Source organism: Streptomyces sp. NPDC048479 (assembly GCF_040651435.1).
In the GTDB taxonomy this organism is placed as follows: domain Bacteria; phylum Actinomycetota; class Actinomycetes; order Streptomycetales; family Streptomycetaceae; genus Streptomyces.
On the sequence record NZ_JBEZKA010000015.1, the window covers coordinates 50,025 to 70,802 of the forward strand.

Sequence of the window (20,778 nt, forward strand, 5' to 3'; positions counted from 1 at the left end):
GCGGAATCGTTCAACGCGACGTTCAAACGGGAGACGCTCCAGGGGTTTTCTCAGCACTCGATGACGTTGACCGCGAGGCCTCCGCGGGAGGTCTCCTTGTACTTCACCTTCATGTCGGCGCCGGTCTCGCGCATGGTCTTGATGACCTTGTCGAGCGAGACCACATGGGTGCCGTCGCCGCGCAGTGCCATCCGCGCCGCATTGATCGCCTTGACCGAGGCGATCGCGTTCCGCTCGATGCAGGGGATCTGGACCAGGCCTCCGACCGGGTCGCAGGTCAGTCCGAGATTGTGCTCCATGCCGATCTCGGCCGCGTTCTCGACCTGTTCCGGCGTGCCGCCGAGTGCCTCGGCAAGACCGGCGGCTGCCATGGAGCAGGCGGACCCGACCTCGCCCTGGCAGCCCACCTCCGCCCCGGAGATCGAGGCGTTCTCCTTGAACAGCGCTCCCACCGCGCCGGCGGCCAACAGGAAGCGGACGACTCCGTCCTCGTCGGCCCCGGGAACGAAGCGGGTGTAGTAGTGGAGCACCGCAGGCACGATTCCGGCGGCGCCGTTGGTGGGCGCGGTCACGATGCGGCCGCCCGAGGCGTTCTCCTCGTTCACGGCCAGGGCGTAGAGATTGACCCAGTCCATGACCTTCAGCGGGTCCCCGGGCTGGGTGGTGTCCTCGGCGAGGGTGCGCAGTAGCCGGGGAGCACGGCGTGGCACGTTCAGCCGCCCGGGCAGGGTGGTCTCGGTCCGTGAGCAGCCGCGGTCGACGCACTCCCGCATCACGGCCCAGATCCTCAGCAGGCCGGCTCGGACCTCACTCTCGCTCCGCCAGGACAGTTCGTTGGCGAGCATCACTCCGCTGAGGGGCAGGCCGGACTCGTAGGCGCGCAGCAGCAGTTCGGACGCGGAGCGGAAGGGGAGGCGTACGGGTGTGTCGTCGGCCTTGATCCGGTCGGCTCCTGTCGCGGTCTCGTCGACGACGAAGCCCCCGCCCACCGAGTAGTACGTACATGTCCTCAGCTCGCCACCGTCGTGGTCCAGGGCCTGGAACCGCATGCCGTTGGGGTGGAAAGGAAGAGTGCGGCGGCGGTGCAGCACCAAGTGCTCGCGCTCGCGGAAGTCCACCTCCTTGACGCCCAGGAGTCGCAGCCGGCCCGTCTCGCGGATCCGGTGCACCCGGTCGTCCACGGTGTCGGTGTCGACGGTTTCGGGATCCTCGCCCTCCAGGCCCAGAAGTACTGCCTTGTCACTGCCGTGACCGTGGCCGGTGGCACCGAGGGACCCGAAGAGCTCTGCCCGCACCGAGGCGGCGCGGGACAGCAGGCCGTCCTCGTCCAGCGCGTTGACGAAGAGGCGGGCGGCCTTCATCGGCCCCACGGTGTGCGAGCTGGAGGGGCCGACACCCACTTTGAACAGGTCGAAGACGCTGATCGCCACGTCGTTCCTTCCGGATCAGAAGTTGTGTACTACGCACAGCGTTGCGTAAAAAGAAACATGGAACAAGGGGTCGGCCTGTCCGGGGGATGCCTTGACACGGGCTTTGGGGGACTTCAAACTGGCGTTGCGCTTACCGCAATCTGTTTCGTTATATGCACCCGAGCACCCGAGGTGTCATGATGATTCCCGCGTGCCGTCTCGCGGATCTGCCGCGAGGCGAGGCCCACCGGCTCGACATCGATCCGCCCGTCTCGGTGTTCCACACCGATGACGGCGAGGTCTTCGCCATCGACGACACCTGCACCCACCAGGACGCGTCGCTCGCCGACGGCTGGCTGGAGGGCTCCGAAGTCGAATGCCCCCTGCACGCCTCGAAGTTCGACCTCCGGACGGGGGCCGTCGACTCACCGCCGGCCAAGCTCCCCGTCCGCACCCATGAGGTCCTGATCGAGGACGGCATGATCTACGTCCAGCCGTCCACGGCGGCCCCGAATCTGCCACCCTGCATCGCGGCGCGGCTCGCCGGAGGGCTCGCGTGAGGACGGTGGCCGTGGTCGGCGCCTCGCTCGCGGGACTGTCGGCCGCACGCTCCCTGCGGAAACAGGGTTACGACGGACGGCTGGTCGTGATCGGTGACGAGCCGCACCGTCCGTACGACAGGCCGCCGTTGTCCAAGGAGTTCCTCGCCGGCACGATCCGCGAAGCGGATCTCGCGCTGGAGGCGGACGGTGAGGACCTTCAGGCGGAGTGGCTGCTCGGCGTGCGGGCCGCGGGATTCGACCTCGGTGACCGTGCTGTGCGGCTCGCGGACGGCCGGTCCGTCCGTGCCGACGGGGTCGTCATCGCCACCGGTGCGACCGCGCGCATGCTGCCGGGCAGCGACGGCCTGACCGGGGTGCATACGCTGCGCACCCTGGACGACGCCCGTGCCCTGCGGGCCGACCTGGCCCGGGGCGGGCGGCTGGTGGTGATCGGCGGCGGGTTCATCGGCGCCGAGGTCGCCTCCACCGCGTACGGCCTGGGGCTTGACGTGACGGTCGTCGAGGCGGCGCCGACTCCGCTGGCCGGACCGCTGGGCGAGGTCATGGGAGGCGTCGTCTCCACGCTCCATGCGGACCACGGCGTACGGCTGCTGTGCGGCGTCGGCGTCAAAGGCCTGAGCGGGGCGGCCCGCGTCGAGGCGGTCCTGCTGGAGGACGGCCGCAGCATCCCGGCCGACACCGTCGTCGTCGGCGTGGGTGCCCGTCCGTGCGTCGAGTGGCTCGACGGTTGTGGCGTCGCCCTGGACGACGGCGTCACATGCGGCGCGGACGGCCGCACAAGCGTGGCTGCTGTGGTCGCGGTCGGCGACTGCGCCTCCTGGTACGACCCGGTCGCCGGGGTCCACCGGCGCGTCGAGCACTGGACCGGCGCGCGGGAACGGCCCGACGCGGCCGTGGCCGCGCTGCTGTCCGGCGGTGCGGCAACGCCGGGAGTCCCCAAGCCGCCGTACTTCTGGTCGGACCAGTACGGCGTACGGATCCAGTTCGCCGGGCATTCCGCCGGGGCCGACAGTGTGACGGTCGAGGAGGGGCTCCCGGACGACCGCAGCTTCCTGGCGGTCTACAGGCGGTCGGGCCATCCGGTCGCGGTGCTCGGGATGAACCAGCCACGCCTGTTCACCCGCTGGCGCAAGCAGCTCGCTGCCGCCACGCTCTGACGCCACTCGCGGCGTCACCCGCTGTTGCTCAGCACGCCATGTATTGCATATCGCACTACGCCGCTGGGACTGTCTCGTCCCCAGCGCGACGACCGATCAACGACGTCACCCCGCGAGGAGTGCACTGTGACCTCGACCAGCCTGCCGGACAGCCTGATCGCCACGCTCCCCGGCTCCTATTACACCGATCCCGGGATCTTCGCCCAGGAGCAGGAGCGCATCTTCGAGGAGATGTGGTTCTGCGTCGCGCGCTCCTCCGACCTGGCCAAGCCCGGCGCCTTCCGGACCGTCGAGGTGGGCCGTGAGAGCATCCTCGTCACCCGGGCCCGGGACAACTCCGTCCGCGCCTTCTTCAATGTCTGCCGGCACCGTGGCGCCAAGCTCTGTACGGAGGAGACCGGCGAGGTCAAGCGCGCCTTCCAGTGCCCGTACCACGCGTGGACGTACGACCTGACGGGCAAACTCGTCGCGGCGCCCAACCTCACGAAGATGCCCGACGTCGGCCGTGTCGAGTACGGCCTGGCGAATGTGGCCTCTCGCGAATGGCTGGGCTATGTCTGGGTCTGTCTGGCGGAGACCCCGCCCTCCTTCGAGGAACAGGTCGTCGGTGAGGTCGTCGCACGGCTCGGCGACGTGGAGTCGGTCGAGCGCTACGACGTGGAAAGCCTCGAGGTCGGCAGGCGGATCGTCTACGACGTGAAGGCGAACTGGAAGCTGATCATCGAGAACTTCATGGAGTGCTACCACTGCGCAACGATCCACCCGGAACTCACCGAGGTTCTGCCGGAGTTCGCCGACGGCTATGCCGCGCAGTACTACGTCGGCCACGGTGCCGAATTCGGTGCGGAGGTCAAGGGCTTCACCGTGGACGGCTCCGAAGGCCTGGACCGCATCCCCGGGGTCTCCGAGGACCAGGACCGCCGCTACTACGCGATCACCGTCCCGCCGCAGGTATTCATCAATCTCGTCCCCGACCACGTGATCTTCCACCGGATGTACCCGGTCGCTGTCGACCGCACGATCGTCGAGTGCGACTGGCTCTACCTCAAGGACGTGGTGGACAGCAGCAAGGATGTCAGCCGGTCCGTGGAGCTCTTCGACCGGGTCAACCGGCAGGACTTCGACGCCTGCGAGCGCTGCCAGCCCGCGATGAGCTCCCGCCTGTACGCCAAGGGCGGCGTACTCGTACCCAGCGAGCACCACATCGGCGTGTTCCACGACTGGATCCACGAGCGCCTCGGCACCCGGCAGCCGGATTAGCGCAGGCGACGGCGGCCTTCAGATCGGAAGGAGCGAGACCTGGGCCGCCCGGGAATCCCCGCGGTGACCCACGCCCTGCTCATGACGCTCCGACCGCTCCTGCGGCCGGAGCGAGCGCACCCGGATCAGCCCAGGTAGCCCATCCGGTGACTGATCTCTTCCGCACCCTGGATCAGCAGCGGGGCGAGCTCGCGCATACGCTCCTCGGTCAGCCGGTACGAGGGCCCTGAGGCGCTGAGCGCCGCAATGACCTCTCCGTCCCTGTTGCGGACCGGCGCGGCCATGGCGTGCAGCCCGAGCTCCAGTTCCTCCCGGGTCCAGGAATAGCCGTGCTCTCTGACCTCGGCGAGGTTCTTCTCGAGCTTCGTCTTCGCGGTCAGGGTGTGCGGGGTCACCTTCTTCAGGCCCGTCTGTGCCAGAAGCTCGGCGCGCTCCTTGGCGGGCAGGTGGGCCAGCAGGATCTTGCCGCTGGAGGTGGCGTGCAGCGGGGTCAGCTGGCCGACCCAGTTGTGCGCCGCCACTGCCGCAGGCCCGCGCACCTGGAACAGGTTGATCGCGAAGTGCTCCTGCATGACGGCGATGTTGACGGTCTCGCCGATCTCCTCCGCGAGGCGCTCGCAGACCGGGCGGCCCTGCTGTGTGATGTCGATGCGGCTCGTGACCGCGCCGGCCAGGCGCACGATTCCGAAGCCGAGGCGGTACTTGCCGCGCTCGCCCGCCTGTTCCACCAGACCGCGCGCCTCCAGTGCGCCGAGCAGGCGGAATGCGGTGGATTTGTGGACGTCGATCTCGGCTGCCACGTCACTGACGCCCGCTTCGCCCTGTTGGGCAAGGATTTCCAGCACGCTGATGGCGCGGTCGACGGACTGGACTCCGCCGGGCTGCGAACCGGTCGTTTCGGTATCTGGACTGTAGTTGCTCACAGCGAAACTATACGCGCAGTAAACAACAGCTGGACAGAGGAACGAGCGGCTCGGCAAGTTGCGTGGCTCGCAACCTGGTGCGTATAGCGCTACCCGTACTAGCATGCCCCGCGTATCGAACGGCGCGATCGAGACGAGGTAGCCATGGCTCCCCTGCAGTACGACTTCGTCATCGTCGGCGGCGGATCGGCCGGCAGCGCACTGGCGAACCGGCTCTCCGCTGATCCGGACAACAGCGTTCTGGTGCTGGAGGCCGGACGGTCCGACTATCCATGGGACGTGTTCATCCACATGCCTGCGGCGCTGACCTTCCCCATCGGCAGCCGCTTCTACGACTGGAAGTACGAATCCGAGCCCGAGCCCCACATGGGCGGCCGCCGTGTCTACCACGCCCGCGGCAAAGTGCTCGGCGGTTCCAGCAGCATCAACGGCATGATCTTCCAGCGGGGCAACCCCATGGACTACGAGCGGTGGGCGGCCGACCCGGGGATGGAGGCCTGGGACTACGCACACTGCCTGCCGTACTTCCAGCGCATGGAGAACTGCCTGGCGGCCGACCCCGACGACGAGTTCCGCGGCCACGACGGCCCCCTCGTCCTCGAACGCGGCCCGGCCTCCAGCCCGCTCTTCCCCGCCTTCCTCGAGGCCGTCCAGGAAGCCGGCTACCCCCGCACCGACGACGTCAACGGCTACCGGCAGGAAGGCTTCGCCCCGTTCGACCGCAACGTCCACCGCGGACGCCGCCTGTCAGCCGCCAAGGCGTACCTCAAGCCCGTGAAGAGGCGGCCGAATCTCGACGTCAAGACCCGTGCTCTTGTCACCCGCGTGATCTTCGAGGGCAAGCGCGCCGTCGGTGTCGAGTACCGGCGCGGCCGTGGCAAGCCCCAGCAGGTCCGTGCCCGCGAAGTGATCCTCTGCGGTGGTGCGATCAACTCCCCCCAACTGCTGCAGCTTTCCGGCGTCGGTAACGCGGAGGAACTCAAGTCCCTGGGCGTCGACGTCGTCCACCATCTGCCGGGAGTCGGCGAGAATCTGCAGGACCACCTGGAGGTGTACGTCCAGCACGCCTGCAAGCAGCCGGTCTCCATGCAGCCGTACATGGCGAAGTGGCGTGCCCCGTTCATCGGCCTCCAGTGGCTCTTCCGCAAGGGTCCGGCCGCGACCAACCACTTCGAGGCCGGCGGCTTCGCCCGTAGCAACGAGGACGTGGACTACCCCAACCTGATGTTCCACTTCCTGCCCATCGCGGTCCGCTACGACGGCACCTCGCCGGCGGGCGGGCACGGCTACCAAGTGCACGTCGGACCCATGTACTCCGACGCCCTCGGCTCCGTGAAGATCAAGAGCAAGGACCCGCGAGAGCACCCGGCGCTGCGCTTCAACTACCTGTCCACCGAACAGGACCGCCGCGAGTGGGTCGAGGCGGTCCGGGTGACCCGCAAGCTCCTCAGCCAGCCCGCGCTCGCCCCGTACAACGATGGAGAGATCTCACCCGGACCTTCCGTGGAGAGCGACGAGGAGATCCTCGCCTGGGTCGCGAAGGAGGGCGAGACCGCCCTGCACCCCTCCTGCACCTGCAAAATGGGCACCGATGAGATGGCCGTGGTCGACCCGGAGAGCATGCGGGTGCACGGCGTGGAGGGGCTGCGCGTCGTGGATGCCTCCGTGATGCCGTACGTCACCAACGGCAACATCTACGCACCCGTGATGATGATCGCGGAGAAGGCCGCCGACCTCATCCTCGGCAAGAAGCCGCTTCCGGCCTCCAAGGCCCAGTACTACCGGCACCGCGACCCACGGTGAGAACACTGCTGAAGAGCGTCCGCTACGAGGTCCTGCCGACGAAGTCCACACAGGACAAGGTGCTCGCCAATGTGCCGCGCGACGTGGTGGTCACGGTCACCGCGTCGCCGGTCAAGGGCCTGGAGCCGACCCTCGACCTCGCCACTCGGCTGGCGGCGCACGGCTACCGCGTCGTCCCGCACGTGCCCGCGCGGCTGCTGCGGGACGACGCGCACCTGGCGGACGTCGTCGGCCGGCTCCGTGCGGCGGGCATCGACGACATCTTTGTCCCGGCCGGGGACGCCGACCCGCCGGCCGGGACGTACCACGGAGCGCTGCCGGTGCTGCGCAGGCTGAGCGAGCTGGGCAGCCCCTTCACACACATCGGCATTACCGGCTACCCCGAGAGCCATCCGCTCATCGACGACGACGTCATCGTCCAGTCGATGTGGGACAAGCGCGCGCACGCCACGTACATCGTCAGCAATCTGTGCTTCGATCCTCGCGTGCTCGGCGACTGGCTCGTGCGGGTACGCCGGCGCGACATCGTGCTGCCCGTCCATGTGGGCGTCGCCGGCCCCGTTGAGCGGGCGAAGCTGCTCGCCATGGCGACAAAGATCGGAGTGGGGGAGTCGGCGCGGTTCCTGGCCGGGCACGCCTCCTGGTTTCTGCGCTTCGCGGCACCGGGCGGCTACTCGCCCGATCAGCTGCTCAGACGCAGCGCCGACGCGCTCACTGCTCCCTCGGCGGCCGTCGCGGGCCTGCACCTGTTCACCTTCAACCAGATCGCCGAGACGGAGCGCTGGCGCCGCGGCATGCTGGAGCGCCTCGACGGTTGTTAGCCCCCGGACCCCTCTACGCCCTTCGGGCGAGTCAATCGCCGGACGGGCTCCAATGGAGCCCTGCCGGCGATTGAGGACCGGGGTCCGGGGTGGAGCCCCGGTCGGTTCAGCGAAAGACCACCGTACGGTTCCCGTCCACCATCACGCGGCTCTCGCTGTGCCACTTCACGGCGTGCGCCAGTACCTGTGCCTCCACGTCCCGCCCAACCGTGACCAGTTCGTCCGGGTCGAGCGAGTGATCCACGCGAACCACGTCCTGCTCGATGATCTGGCCCTCGTCCAGGTCCGGCGTCACATAGTGCGCCGTGGCGCCCACGAGCTTCACGCCGCGGTCGTACGCCTGCCCGTACGGGCGTGCGCCCTTGAAACTGGGCAGGAAGGAGTGGTGGATGTTGATGGCCCGGCCCTCGAGCTGCTTGCACAGGTCGTCGGAGAGGATCTGCATATAGCGGGCGAGCACCACCAGATCGATGTCCAGCTCGCGCACCAGCTCCAGAAGACGTGCCTCGGCGTCGGCCTTGGTGTCCCTGGTCACCGGGATGTGGTGGAAGGGGATGCCGTAGGTCCCGGCCAGCTCCTCGAACTCCTCGTGGTTGGAGACGATGGCCGGGATTTCGATGTTGAGAGCGCCGGTGCGCCGGCGGAAGAGGAGGTCATTCAGGCAGTGGCCGAATTTCGACACCATGATCAGCGTGCGGGTCGGGGTCGAGGCGTCCCGCAGGGTCCACGAGATCCGGTAGGCCTCGGCGACGGGGCCGAATCGGTCACGCAGTTGTTTCACGTCGGTGTCGGGGTCGGACACATCGAAGTGGACCCTCATGAAGAAACGGTCCTGAAGCCGGTCGTCGAACTGCTGGCTCTCCAGGATGTTGCCGGAGTTCCTGACCAGGTAGCCGCTCACGGCGTGCACCAGTCCGGCCTGGTCCGGGCACGAGAGGGTGAGGACGTATTCGCGGCCAGGTTGCGGTCGAGGGGACATACGCGGCCTCCGTTGGTGCGTATTGCACAACGCGGTGAGTGATACGCAACATGGTCAGCCCCTCATGGGTCGCGGTCAAGGGAAGCGGGACAACTGGGCTCCAGGTCGGAATCCGCCCGTTTTGCCCTCTTGACGTGGGTCATACGTTCGGCCAGGGTGTTCCACCACAAGCAATGCAGTGCATGATGCGCAACGAACTTCGGTCGAAGGGCTCCGCACGTGGCAGACCTGTATCTGGACGGAGAATGGCGCGATCCGGTGGCCGGGGGCCACCGGGAGATCCTCTGCCCCGCAGATGGCACGCTTGCGGCGGTCGTGTCCGAAGGGACCCGGGCCGACAGCGAGGCCGCGATCGCAGCGGCCCGCCGGGCTTTCGACGAAGGCCCCTGGCCGCGAACCCCCGAGCGGGAACGCGGCGCGCTGCTGCTGCGCACCGCCGATCTGATCGAGCGCGACGCCAAGGAGTTCGCCCGCGCCGAATCACTCGACACCGGCAAGCGGTTGGTGGAGAGCGAGTACGACATCGCCGATGTGGTCTCCTGCTTCCGCTACTACGGCGGGATCGCGGGCACCAGCGCCGGCCGGGTGGTCGACACCGGACGCGACGACGCCGTCAGCCGCGTCACCTACGAGCCGGTCGGAGTCTGCGGGTTGATTACCCCGTGGAACTATCCGCTGCTCCAGGCGTCGTGGAAGGTCGCCCCCGCTCTTCTGGCCGGAAACACGATCGTGCTGAAGCCGAGCGAGCTCACCCCGTCCACATCGATCCTGCTGATGCGGGCACTTGAGGAGGCCGGTCTGCCGGCCGGCGCCGCCAACCTCGTGCTCGGCGCCGGTCCCGAGGTGGGCGCACCGCTGTCCGAAGACCCCGCCGTCGACATGATCTCCTTCACAGGGGGCCTGGACACCGGCCGAAGGATCATGGCCACGGCCGCCGCGACCGTGAAAAAGGTCGCCCTCGAACTGGGTGGCAAGAACCCCAATGTCGTCTTCGCCGACGCCGATTTCGAGGCCGCGGTGGACTTCGCTCTCACGGCCGTCTTCCTGCATTCCGGGCAGGTCTGCTCGGCCGGCGCCCGTCTGATCGTCGAGGACGAGCTCCATGACGCCTTCGTCGACGAGGTCGTACGCCGGGCCGGGCGAATCCGTCTGGGCGGCCCCTTCGATCCCGAGGCCGATACGGGACCGCTGGTCTCCGCACAGCACCGGGAGAAGGTCGAGGCCTATGTCGCCGCGGGCATCGCCGAGGGCGCCGCACTGCGCTGCGGCGGCAGTCGCCCCGAGGACCCCGAACTCGCGAGCGGCTACTACTACCCGCCGACCGTGCTCGACGAGTGTCGCCAGGACATGCGTGTGGTGCATGAGGAGTCCTTCGGCCCCGTGCTGACCGTCGAGCGCTTCAGCGGCGAGGACGACGCCGTACGCATAGCCAATGACACCGAGTACGGACTCGCCGGAGCCGTATGGACGCAGGACGCCGGCAAGGCCCAGCGGGTCGCGCGACGGCTGCGCCACGGCACCGTGTGGATCAACGACTACCACCCCTATGTACCGCAGGCGGAATGGGGTGGCTTCGGCCACTCGGGCGTGGGCCGGGAACTGGGGCCGACGGGCCTGGACGAATATCGCGAGCCCAAGCACATCTGGCAGAACATCCAACCCCGGCCGCAGCACTGGTTCCGCGGCTGAATGCCGAAGAGAGGTCGACCGTGACCCCAACAGAGACTGAACTGCCGCAGCGGCGCGGCACGTCCCAGGACCAGGACAGGCCCCCGGTCATCTCCGTGCGCGGGCTGTGGAAGGTGTTCGGGCCCAAGGCCGGCCAGGTGCCGGATTCCGAGGAGCTGTGCGGGCTCACGCGCCGCGAGCTCATGGACCGCACGGGATGCACCGCCGCCGTACGGGATGTGAACTTCGACGTGTCGCCCGGCGAGGTCTTCGTCGTGATGGGCCTGTCCGGTTCCGGCAAGTCCACGCTGGTGCGATGTCTCACCCGGCTGATCGAACCCACCGCGGGCGAAGTGAACTTCGAGGGTGAGGACATCCGTGGCGCGGACGCCAAACGGCTGCGCGAGCTACGACGCCGCAAGTTCTCCATGGTCTTCCAGCACTTCGGGCTGCTGCCGCACCGCAGGGTCGTCGACAATGTCTCGTACGGCCTGGAGATACGTGGCATGGGCAAGGCAGAGCGCGTCAAGCGGGCCATGGAGGTCGTCGAACTGGTTGGCCTGGCCGGATACGAGAACTCCTACCCCGACCAGCTCTCCGGCGGCATGCAGCAGCGCGTCGGTCTCGCCCGTGCGCTTGCCGGCGATCCGGACGTGCTGTTCTTCGACGAGCCGTTCTCCGCGCTCGACCCGCTGATCCGCCGCGACATGCAGAACGAGGTCATCCGCCTGCACCACGAGGTCGGCAAGACCATGGTCTTCATCACCCACGACCTGTCCGAGGCGCTCAAGCTCGGAGATCGCATTCTCATCATGCGCGACGGCAAGATGGTCCAGTGCGGCACAGGTGACGAACTGGTCGGCGCGCCCGCCGACGACTATGTCCGCGAGTTCGTCAAGGACGTGTCCCGCGCCGAAGTCCTGACCCTGCGCTGGATCATGCGCGCCCCCGAGCCCGGCGACGCCCTCGACGGCCCGGAGCTGGGCCCGGACGTCGTGGTGCGCGAGGCGACGCGGGCGGTGCTCGCCGCCGACAGGCCGGTCAAGGTCGTCCAGGACGGCAAGCTGCTGGGCATCGTCGGCGACGAGGAGATCCTCGCGGTCGTCGCCGGACAGGAAGGCGGCGCGTGATGGCTGTCGCCGCCGACGCGGCCGCCCCGGTCCGGGCCGCGCGCCGAGTCAGCCGCCGCGTCGTGGTGGCCGCGATCCTGCTCGCCTGGCTGGTGCTGTTCGCCGCCCTGCGCGGGCGGGAGACCCTGGCGCTGGCGGCGGCCGACCTGACGGACCTGCACCGCTGGTTCAACTCGGTCAACGACAGCATCGGGGCGAACCGCAACAGCAACCCGCTCTTCCTCTACTTCTTCAACGAGATCCGGCTGGTCATCGACAATCTCGTCACCTTCATCCAGTCGCTGATCTCCCAGCCGCAGGGTGGGCGCCCGGTCCCCGTCATCGGCTGGCTGGGCGTCGTCGGCCTCGCCGGATATGTCTCCTGGGCGTTCGGGAACATACGCGTCGCGGCCCTGGCGGTGGCCGGGTTCGTCTTCCTCGGGCTGCAGGGACTGTGGCAGGAGAGCATGGACACGCTGGCCCTGACACTGTCGGCGGTCTTCGTCTCCCTGCTCATCGGCATCCCGCTCGGCATCTGGGCCGGGCTCTCCGACCGGGTGAACCGCGCCATCACGCCGTTCCTGGACTTCATGCAGACGATGCCGACCTTCGTCTACCTGGCTCCGCTGACGCTGTTCTTCCTCATCGGCCCGGCATCCGCGACGATCGCCACGCTCATCTACGCGGCGCCGCCCGCCATACGCATCACCGCGCACGCCATCCGCTCGGTGCCCGCCACCACGGTCGAGGCCGCAGAGTCGCTGGGATCCACCCGGCGGCAGACGCTCACCAAGGTGCTGCTGCCCATGTCCAAGCGGACCGTCGTGATGGGCGTGAACCAGACCATCATGGCCGCGCTGTCCATGGTCACCATCGCCGCCCTGATCGACGCGCCCGGGCTGGGCAAGACGGTCGTCAAGGCGCTGCAGACCCTGGACGTCGGCGTCGCCTTCAACGCCGGCCTCGCGATCGTCGTCATGGCGATCGTGCTGGACCGGGTCACGACCGCGGCGGGTGACCGTGTGGAGGCCGCGAGGAAGCGCCGCGCCGGCCGCTTCACGAAGTGGCGCCGACCCCTCCTGCTGGCCGGTGGCGCGGCGGCCGCCGTGTGCGTGTGGCTGTCCCACACCTATGTGTGGGCAGCCCAGTTCCCCGGCGACGCCGGAGTCGGCGGCGCGATCGCGCGCACGGCGGACTCGGTCACCCTCTGGACGCAGGACACCTTCGGCGGACTGACCAACGGAACCAGGGACCTGATCACCACGGCGCTGCTCAACCCCTTCGAGACACTGCTCACCGAGTCCCCCTGGTGGCTGGTCGGCCTCGTCCTCGTCGCCGTCGGCGCAGTGCTCGGCGGGTGGCGCGCGGGTATCACGGCGGCGGTCTGTGTGGCACTGCTCGTCGGGACCGGGGTGTGGTCGGACAGCATGACGACCCTGGCCTCCACGGCGGTGGCGACTCTGATCGTGATGCTGCTCGGCGTCGCGGTCGGTGTCTGGATGGGCCGCAGTCCGCTGGTCGACCGGCTGATCAGGCCCAGCCTCGACGCGGGCCAGACCATGCCCTCCTTCGTGTATCTGGTGCCGTTCCTGGCGCTGTTCGGTGCGACGCGCTTCACGGCGATCATCGCCGCGGTCGTCTTCGCGGCTCCCGTGACAATCAAGATCATCGCGGACGGTGTGCGAGCGGTGCCACAGACCACGGTGGAGGCCGCCACGGCAGCCGGCTCCAGCACCTGGCAGATCATCACCAAGGTCCAGCTCCCCATGTCACGCAGCGCCCTGACACTTGCGACCAACCAGGGACTGATCTACGTCCTGTCCATGGTGGTCGTGGGCGGTCTGGTCGGTGCGGGCGCCCTGGGCTACGACGTCGTAGCCGGTTTCTCCCAGGGCCAGTTGTACGGCAAGGGCCTGGCAGCGGGCCTGGCCATCGTTCTGCTCGGGGTCATGTTCGACCGGATAACCCAGGCAGCGGCACGGCGCACAACAAGGGCGCCCGGCGCCCGCTAGGCCGGCCACAACTCAGCGGCCACAGGAAGAAGCACAGGAGGCAGTAATGATCGGAAACTTCATTGGGCAGTCGCGGCCCGCGAGACGGCGGGCCGCGGTGGCCGGGCTGGCGGCGCTGAGCCTCGCCGCGCTCACCGCCTGCGGCGGCGCCAAGGTCGGCGAGTCGGGATCGGACAAGGCGGGGGGCGCCGGCAAGTGCGGCACGTTCAACCTCGCGGTCAACCCCTGGGTCGGTTACGAGGCCAACGCGGCGGTCATCGCGTATGTCGCCGAGAATGACCTCAAGTGTCAGGTGACCAAGAAGGACCTCAAGGAAGAGGTCGCCTGGCAGGGCTTCGGCACCGGCGAGGTGGACGCCGTCGTCGAGAACTGGGGCCACGACGACCTGAAGAAGAAGTACATCACCGACCAGAAGACCGCCGTGGAGGCCGGCGCGACCGGCAACACGGGCGTCATCGGCTGGTTCGTGCCGCCGTGGCTGGCCAAGGAGCACCCGGACATCACCAACTGGAAGAACCTCAATAAATACGCCGCCAATTTCAAGACGTCGGAGTCGGGTGCCAAGGGCCAGTTCCTCGACGGCGATCCGTCGTTCGTCACGAACGACGCCGCACTGGTGAAGAATCTCAAGCTGGATTACAAGGTCGTCTACGGTGGCAGCGAGGCGGCGCTCATCCAGGCGTTCAGGCAGGCCGAGGCCAAGAAGTCCTGGGTGATCGGATACTTCTACGCACCGCAGTGGTTCATGTCGGAGGTCGAGCTGGCGAAGGTGAATCTGCCGGCGTACAAGGACGGCTGCGACGCCGACGCGGAGAAGGTTGCCTGCGACTACCCCGAATACGAGCTGGACAAGATCGTCAGCAAGAAGTTCGCCGACTCGGGCAGTCCTGCCTATGACCTCGTCAAGAACTTCACCTGGACCAACTCGGACCAGAACCTCGTGGCCAAGTACATCGCCGAGGACAAGATGACGCCGGATGCGGCGGCCAAGAAGTGGGTGGACGCCAACCGCGACAAGGTTGATTTCTGGCTCAAGAAGAGCTGATCCACAGGAGGGGCCGGGAGCGTTGACCGTGCCCGGCGGGCTGCCGTGACAGCCCGCCGGGCACGGCTGTTTTTTTGCCCCGGTTACGGCCGTGAAGGCCCCTTGACACCCACCCTCGGCGACCGGCATCGTGAGTTGCGCAACCTGAAGCATGTTGCGCTGACAGCAACTTAACTGCTCAAAGGCGGAGGTGCGGCGATGGCGGGACCCCGAGTGGTCATCATCGGAGCGGGCGTCGTGGGAGCGGCGCTCGCGGACGAACTGTCCTTCGCGGGCTGGACCGACATCACGGTCGTCGACCAGGGGCCCCTCCCCGCCACCGGCGGGTCGTCGTCCCATGCGCCGGGGCTGGTCTTCCAGACGAACTCCTCGAAGACCATGACCGAGCTCGCCCGCTACACCGTCGAGAAGTTCTGCAGCCTCGACGTCGACGGAGAGCCTTGCTTCCTGCAGGTGGGCGGACTCGAGGTGGCCACCACCCCGGAACGCCTGATCGAGCTGCACCGCCGCCACGGCTGGGTCACCGCCTGGGGCATCGAGTCCCGGCTGCTGAGCCCCGAGGAGTGCATCGAACTGCACCCGCTGGTGGACCCCGGGCGTGTCCTCGGCGGCCTCCTGGTCCCCACCGACGGCCTGGCCAAGGCGGTGCTCGCCGTCGAGGCCCAGATCCGGCGGGCCACCGAGCGCGGCGTACGCTTCCTCGCCCGCCACGAAGTCCTCGACGTCGTACACAGCGAGGGTGAGGTCAGCGCCGTCGTCACCGACCAGGGCGAGATCCCCGCCGACATCGTCGTGTGCTGTGCGGGGATCTGGGGCCCGAAGATCGCCCGCATGGTCGGCATGAACCTGCCCCTCACCCCGCTCGCCCACCAGCTCGCCTGGACCGGCCCCGTTCCCGCACTGGAAGGCCAGGCCGTGGAGGCCGTCCGGCCGATCCTGCGCCACCAGGACGCGGATCTGTACTACCGCGACCGCTTCGACCGCATCGGCATCGGCTACTACGGCCACCGGCCCATGCCGGTCGACCCGGAGGACATCGCCTCGGTGGACGAGGCGGAGCAGATGCCCTCGGTCATGAAGTTCACCGAGGACGACTTCGCCGACGCCTGGGCCGAGACACAGGCACTGCTGCCCGCGACCCGCGACGCCAAGATCGAAGAGGGCATCAACGGTCTCTTCTCCTTCACCACCGACGGCCTGCCGCTGCTGGGCGAATCACCTGACGTCAAGGGCTTCTGGGTCGCCGAGGCCGTGTGGGTCACCCACTCGGCCGGCGTGGCCCGCGCGGTGGCGGAATGGCTTGTGGAGGGCCACTGCTCGTCCTTCGATCTGCACGAGTGCGACGTCAACCGCTTCGAGCCGCATCAGCTCTCCCCGGAGTACGTGCTGGCCCGCGACTGCCAGAACTTCGTCGAGGTCTACGACATCCTCCACCCCCTCCAGCCGGCCGGCGCGCCGCGCCCCCTGCGCACCAGCCCCTTCTACGCCCGCCAGCAGGAACTCGGCGCCGTCTTCCTGGAGGCCACCGGCTGGGAGCGGCCCCAGTGGTACGAAGCGAACGAGCATCTGGCAGCCGGGCGTTCCATCCCCACTCCCAACGACTGGGCAGCGCGCTACTGGTCGCCCATCGTCGGCGCAGAGGCCCAGACCACGCGCGAGACCGTCGCGATGTACGACATGACCGCGCTCAAGCGCCTGGAAGTCACCGGTCGCGGCGCTGCCGCGTTCCTCCAGCGGCTGTCCACCGGCAACGTCGACAAGTCGGTCGGCTCGGTGACGTACACCCTGCTCCTCGACGGAGACGGCCGTATCCGCAGCGACATCACCGTCGCCCGTCTCGGCCGCGACCACTTCCAGGTCGGCGCCAACGGCAACCTGGACCTCGACTGGTTTGGCCGGCACCTGCCGGCGGACGGGTCGGTCCAGGTACGCGACATCACCGCCGGCACCTGCTGCGTCGGCCTGTGGGGCCCGCTGGCCCGCGAGGTGCTCCAGCCGCTCGCCGACTCGGACTTCTCCAACGACGGTCTGAAGTACTTCCGCGCCAAGCGCGCCCACATCGGTTCCGTCCCCGTCACCGCGATGCGCCTGTCGTACGTCGGCGAACGCGGCTGGGAGCTGTACACCACCGCCGACATGGGCCAGAAACTCTGGGACACCCTGTGGCAGGCCGCCCAGCCCCTCGGCGGCATCGCCGCCGGCCGTGGCGCCTTCAACAGTCTGCGTCTGGAGAAGGGCTACCGCTCCTTCGGCACCGACATGACCTATGAGCACGACCCCTACGAGGCGGGCGTCGGCTTCGCCGTCAAGCTCGACAAGGACGACTTCATCGGCAAGGCCGCGCTGGAGCGGCGCAAGGCCGATGTGCGGCGCCGCCTGACCTGTCTGACCATCGACGACCCACAGGCCGTGGTCATGGGGAAGGAGCCGGTGTACGACGGCGACCGCCCCGTCGGCCATGTCACCAGCGCCGCGTACGGCTACACGATCGGCAAGGGCATCGCCTATGCGTGGCTGCCCGCCGAGCTCGCCACGACCGGCCGCACCCTGCACATCGGCTACTTCGACCAGCGCGTCGAAGCGGTCGTCGCCGACGAGCCGCTGTTCGACCCCTCCATGTCCCGCCTGCGTGGCTGAGCCCCCATCCGTAAGAAGAGGAGCACCGTGAGCGCAAAGGTCCTCGACGGACGCCGTACCGCGGCTGCGATCCGCACCGAACTCGCCGCGCGCGTCGCCAAGCTGGCCGCGCGGGGAATCACGCCGGGCCTCGGCACCGTACTGGTCGGCGACGACCCCGGCAGTCACGCGTACGTCGCCGGTAAGCACCGCGACTGCGAACAGGCCGGGATCGCCTCCATCCGGCGCGAACTGCCCGCCGACGCGACGCAGGAGCAGGTGGAGGCCGTCATCGACGAGCTCAACGCCGACCCCGCCTGCACCGGCTACATCGTCCAACTGCCGCTGCCGCGGGGCCTGGACGCCAACGCGGTACTGGAGCGCATGGACCCGGCCAAGGACGCCGACGGCCTGCACCCCGTCAGCCTCGGACGCCTCGCTCTCGGCATCGAGGCCCCGCTGCCCTGCACCCCGCGCGGCATCGTGGAACTGCTGCGTCGCCACGACGTCCCCCTCGCCGGAGCGCGGGTGTGCGTCATCGGGCGAGGCATCACGGTCGGACGGCCGATCGGGCTGCTGCTCACCCGCAGGTCCGAGAACGCCACCGTGACCCTGTGCCACACCGGGACCAAGGGTCTCGCCTGGCACGTACGCGAGGCGGACATCGTCATCGCGGCCGCCGGATCGCCCGGACTGATCACCCCCGAGATGCTTCGGCCCGGTGCCGTCGTCCTCGACGTCGGTATCACCCGCACCGACGAAGGGCTGATCGGGGACGTGCACCCCGATGCCGCCACGGTCGCCGGCTGGGTCGCGCCCATGCCCGGCGGCGTAGGACCCATGACGCGGGCGATGCTGCTCGCCAATGTCGTTGAGGCTGCCGAGAGGAACGCCGCATGAACACGCTGAACGCGCCGCTCGCCGAGCTGGACCCGGAGGTCCACGCCGCCGTCTCCGCGGAGCTGGACCGCCAGCAGTCCACCCTCGAAATGATCGCGTCGGAGAACTTCGCCCCCTCGGCGGTCATGGAGGCCCAGGGTTCGGTCCTGACGAACAAGTACGCCGAGGGCTACCCGGGTCGCCGCTACTACGGCGGCTGTGAACACGTTGACGTGACCGAGCGGCTGGCCATCGAGCGGATCAAGTCTCTCTTCGGCGCCGGATTCGCCAATGTGCAGCCGCACTCGGGCGCGCAGGCGAACACCGCCGTCTACTTCGCCCTGCTGAAGCCAGGTGACACCATCCTCGGCCTCGACCTCGCGCACGGCGGTCACCTCACCCACGGCATGCGCATCAACTACAGCGGCAAGATGCTCAATGTAGTGCCCTACCACGTGGACGAGACCGACAACCTGGTCGACATGGACGAGGTGGAGCGGCTCGCCAAGGAGCACAGCCCCAAGATGATCATCGCGGGCTGGTCGGCGTATCCCCGACAACTGGACTTCGAGGCCTTCCGGCGGATCGCCGACGAGGTGAGCGCCTATCTGATGGTCGACATGGCCCACTTCGCGGGCCTCGTGGCCGCCGGCCTGCACCCCAGTCCCGTACCGCACGCCCATGTCACCACCACGACCACCCACAAGACACTCGGCGGCCCGCGCGGCGGCGTCATCCTCACCAATGAGGCCGACATCGCCAAGAAGATCAACTCGGCGGTGTTTCCCGGAATGCAGGGCGGCCCGCTGGAGCACGTCATCGCAGCGAAGGCGGTGTCGTTCAAGGTCGCCGCGTCGCCGGAGTTCGCCGAGCGGCAGGCCCGCACCCTGGCCGGCGCCCGCATCCTCGCCGAACGGCTCACGCAGCCGGACGCGACCGCGGCCGGAGTCAGCGTCCTCACCAGCGGCACCGATGTCCATCTGGTCCTGGTGGACCTCAGGGAGTCGGAACTGGACGGGAAGCAGGCGGAAGACCTGCTCCACCACATCGGCATCACCGTCAACCGCAACGCCGTGCCCTTCGACCCACGTCCGCCCATGGTCACCTCAGGGCTGCGTATCGGCACCCCCGCTCTGGCCACCCGCGGCTTCACCGAAGAGGACTTCACCGAGGTCGCCGATGTGATCGCGCTCGCCCTCCAGCCCGCGCCCGATGTCGCCGCGCTCCGCGCCCGTACACAGGCGCTGGCCGCCAAGCACCCGCTGTACGCGCACCTTTCAGGAGACGCCCGATGAGCCCCCGCACCCCGGGCGCCGACCTCCCCGAGCACCCCGACTGGCTGTGGCGCACGCCCGAGCCGAAGCGGTCGTACGACGTGGTGATCGTGGGCGGCGGCGGACACGGTCTCGCGACCGCCCACTACCTGGCGAAGAACCACGGCATCACCAATGTGGCCGTGCTGGAGAAGGGCTGGCTCGCAGGCGGCAACATGGCCCGCAACACCACCATCATCCGTTCCAACTATCTGTGGGACGAGAGCGCCGGAATCTACGAGCATGCCCTCAAGCTGTGGGAGGGGCTGGCCGACGAACTCGACTACCCGATCCTCTTCTCCCAGCGCGGTGTGCTGAACCTCGCCCACAGCCTGCAGGACGTCCGCGACAGCGTGCGCCGGGTCGAGGCCAACCGGCTCAACGGCGTCGACGCCGAATGGCTGGACCCCCAGCAGGTCAAGGACGTCTGCCCCATCGTCAACATCTCACCCGACGTGCGGTATCCGGTGATGGGCGGCACCTACCAGCCGCGGGCCGGTATCGCCAAGCACGATCACGTCGCCTGGGGGCTGGCGCGCTCCGCCGATGCCGCGGGCATCGACATCATCCAGAACTGCGAAGTCACCGGCATCGACATCGAGGGCGGGCGGGTCGTCGGCGTGCAGACCACGCTCGGCCCGATCGCCGCAGGCAAGGTGGCGCTCTGCTCGGCCGGTCACACCTCTGTACTGGCAGCCATGGCGGGCTTCGAGCTGCCGCTGCAGAGTCACCCGCTGCAGGCGCTGGTCTCCGAGCTCCTTGAGCCGGTGCACCCCACGGTCGTGATGTCCAATGCGGTGCATGTGTACGTCAGCCAGGCACACAAGGGCGAGCTGGTGATGGGAGCGGGCATCGACGCGTACAACGCCTACACCCAGCGCGGCGCCTTCCACATCATCGAGCATCAGATGTCCGCCGCCCTGGAACTCTTCCCGGTCTTCGCCCGTGCCCATGTACTGCGTACCTGGGGCGGCATCGTCGACGTCAGCCCCGACGCCTCGCCGATCGTCGGGCTCAGCCCGGTCGACAACCTCTACCTCAACTGCGGCTGGGGAACCGGCGGTTTCAAAGCCACCCCGGGCGTCGGCTGGGTCTACGCCCACACCATCGCCCACGACACCCCCCACCACCTCAACGCCCCCTTCTCGCTCGACCGATTCACCACCGGCGCGCTCGTCGACGAGCACGGCGCGGCCGCGGTGGCCCACTAGGGAGCCGAAT

The 20,778-nt window shown here is 68.5% G+C and carries 16 protein-coding genes; 13 read left to right on the forward strand and 3 right to left on the reverse strand.

From position 1 onward, the window contains the following. Positions 1–50: 50 nt before the first annotated feature. Entirely contained in the window at positions 51–1,430 is a 1,380-nt protein-coding gene (locus AB0D12_RS23115; RefSeq protein WP_362685918.1) for an L-serine ammonia-lyase, read from the reverse strand. Between the two features lie 176 nt (positions 1,431–1,606). Between AB0D12_RS23115 and AB0D12_RS23120 the strand changes: the two genes are divergently transcribed. The 3 genes from AB0D12_RS23120 (at position 1,607) to AB0D12_RS23130 (ending at position 4,389) form a co-directional block, all read left to right on the forward strand. After that, positions 1,607–1,969 (forward strand): bifunctional 3-phenylpropionate/cinnamic acid dioxygenase ferredoxin subunit, encoded by a 363-nt coding sequence (locus tag AB0D12_RS23120; protein ID WP_362685921.1) that lies wholly within the window; start codon positions 1,607–1,609, stop codon positions 1,967–1,969. After that, the gene (locus AB0D12_RS23125; protein ID WP_362685924.1) at positions 1,966–3,129 is read left to right on the forward strand and encodes an FAD-dependent oxidoreductase; all 1,164 of its coding nucleotides are present in this window, start codon (positions 1,966–1,968) and stop codon (positions 3,127–3,129) included. The genes AB0D12_RS23120 and AB0D12_RS23125 overlap by 4 nt, the downstream gene beginning before the upstream one ends. Before the next feature lie 126 nt (positions 3,130–3,255). Further along, positions 3,256–4,389, forward strand: coding sequence for an aromatic ring-hydroxylating dioxygenase subunit alpha (locus tag AB0D12_RS23130; RefSeq protein ID WP_362685927.1), 1,134 nt, complete (start codon positions 3,256–3,258; stop codon positions 4,387–4,389). 125 nt (positions 4,390–4,514) lie between these two features. Here the strand turns inward: AB0D12_RS23130 and AB0D12_RS23135 are convergent, their stop codons facing one another. Further along, positions 4,515–5,312 carry an IclR family transcriptional regulator gene (locus AB0D12_RS23135; protein WP_362685930.1) on the reverse strand — a complete coding sequence of 266 codons (798 nt, stop codon included), beginning with the start codon at positions 5,310–5,312 and terminating at the stop codon, positions 4,515–4,517. A gap of 144 nt (positions 5,313–5,456) precedes the next feature. On the opposite strand from AB0D12_RS23135, the gene betA reads away from it, so the two are divergent. Both betA and AB0D12_RS23145 read left to right on the forward strand, forming a co-directional pair. Continuing rightward, positions 5,457–7,115, forward strand: a complete 1,659-nt coding sequence (gene betA, locus AB0D12_RS23140; RefSeq protein WP_362685933.1) for a choline dehydrogenase — start codon at positions 5,457–5,459, stop codon at positions 7,113–7,115. After that, the gene (locus tag AB0D12_RS23145; protein WP_362685936.1) at positions 7,112–7,936 is read left to right on the forward strand and encodes a 5,10-methylenetetrahydrofolate reductase; all 825 of its coding nucleotides are present in this window, start codon (positions 7,112–7,114) and stop codon (positions 7,934–7,936) included. The genes betA and AB0D12_RS23145 overlap by 4 nt, the downstream gene beginning before the upstream one ends. Positions 7,937–8,042: 106 nt before the next feature. On the opposite strand, the gene purU is transcribed toward AB0D12_RS23145, so the two are convergent. Next, positions 8,043–8,915, reverse strand: a complete 873-nt coding sequence (purU, locus tag AB0D12_RS23150; RefSeq protein WP_327327842.1) for a formyltetrahydrofolate deformylase — start codon at positions 8,913–8,915, stop codon at positions 8,043–8,045. A gap of 219 nt (positions 8,916–9,134) precedes the next feature. Between purU and AB0D12_RS23155 the strand changes: the two genes are divergently transcribed. The 8 genes from AB0D12_RS23155 (at position 9,135) to AB0D12_RS23190 (ending at position 20,768) form a co-directional block, all read left to right on the forward strand. After that, positions 9,135–10,604: an aldehyde dehydrogenase family protein gene (locus AB0D12_RS23155; protein WP_362685940.1), complete on the forward strand. Its 1,470-nt coding sequence runs from the start codon at positions 9,135–9,137 to the stop codon at positions 10,602–10,604. A gap of 20 nt (positions 10,605–10,624) precedes the next feature. Further along, positions 10,625–11,713, forward strand: a complete 1,089-nt coding sequence (locus AB0D12_RS23160; RefSeq protein ID WP_362685943.1) for a glycine betaine/L-proline ABC transporter ATP-binding protein — start codon at positions 10,625–10,627, stop codon at positions 11,711–11,713. Further along, on the forward strand, positions 11,713–13,704 hold the full coding sequence (locus AB0D12_RS23165) for an ABC transporter permease subunit (RefSeq protein WP_362685946.1): 1,992 nt from the start codon (positions 11,713–11,715) through the stop codon (positions 13,702–13,704). Before AB0D12_RS23160 ends, AB0D12_RS23165 begins: the two co-directional genes overlap by 1 nt. A gap of 46 nt (positions 13,705–13,750) precedes the next feature. Next, positions 13,751–14,749 (forward strand): ABC transporter substrate-binding protein, encoded by a 999-nt coding sequence (locus tag AB0D12_RS23170; RefSeq protein WP_362685949.1) that lies wholly within the window; start codon positions 13,751–13,753, stop codon positions 14,747–14,749. A gap of 198 nt (positions 14,750–14,947) precedes the next feature. Beyond that, positions 14,948–17,386 (forward strand): FAD-dependent oxidoreductase, encoded by a 2,439-nt coding sequence (locus tag AB0D12_RS23175; protein WP_362685952.1) that lies wholly within the window; start codon positions 14,948–14,950, stop codon positions 17,384–17,386. Between the two features lie 27 nt (positions 17,387–17,413). Further along, positions 17,414–18,265 carry a bifunctional methylenetetrahydrofolate dehydrogenase/methenyltetrahydrofolate cyclohydrolase gene (locus AB0D12_RS23180; protein ID WP_362685955.1) on the forward strand — a complete coding sequence of 284 codons (852 nt, stop codon included), beginning with the start codon at positions 17,414–17,416 and terminating at the stop codon, positions 18,263–18,265. Further along, positions 18,262–19,539, forward strand: coding sequence for a serine hydroxymethyltransferase (gene glyA, locus AB0D12_RS23185; protein ID WP_362685958.1), 1,278 nt, complete (start codon positions 18,262–18,264; stop codon positions 19,537–19,539). Before AB0D12_RS23180 ends, glyA begins: the two co-directional genes overlap by 4 nt. Then, on the forward strand, positions 19,536–20,768 hold the full coding sequence (locus AB0D12_RS23190) for a sarcosine oxidase subunit beta family protein (protein ID WP_362685961.1): 1,233 nt from the start codon (positions 19,536–19,538) through the stop codon (positions 20,766–20,768). Before glyA ends, AB0D12_RS23190 begins: the two co-directional genes overlap by 4 nt. Positions 20,769–20,778 lie beyond the last annotated feature (10 nt).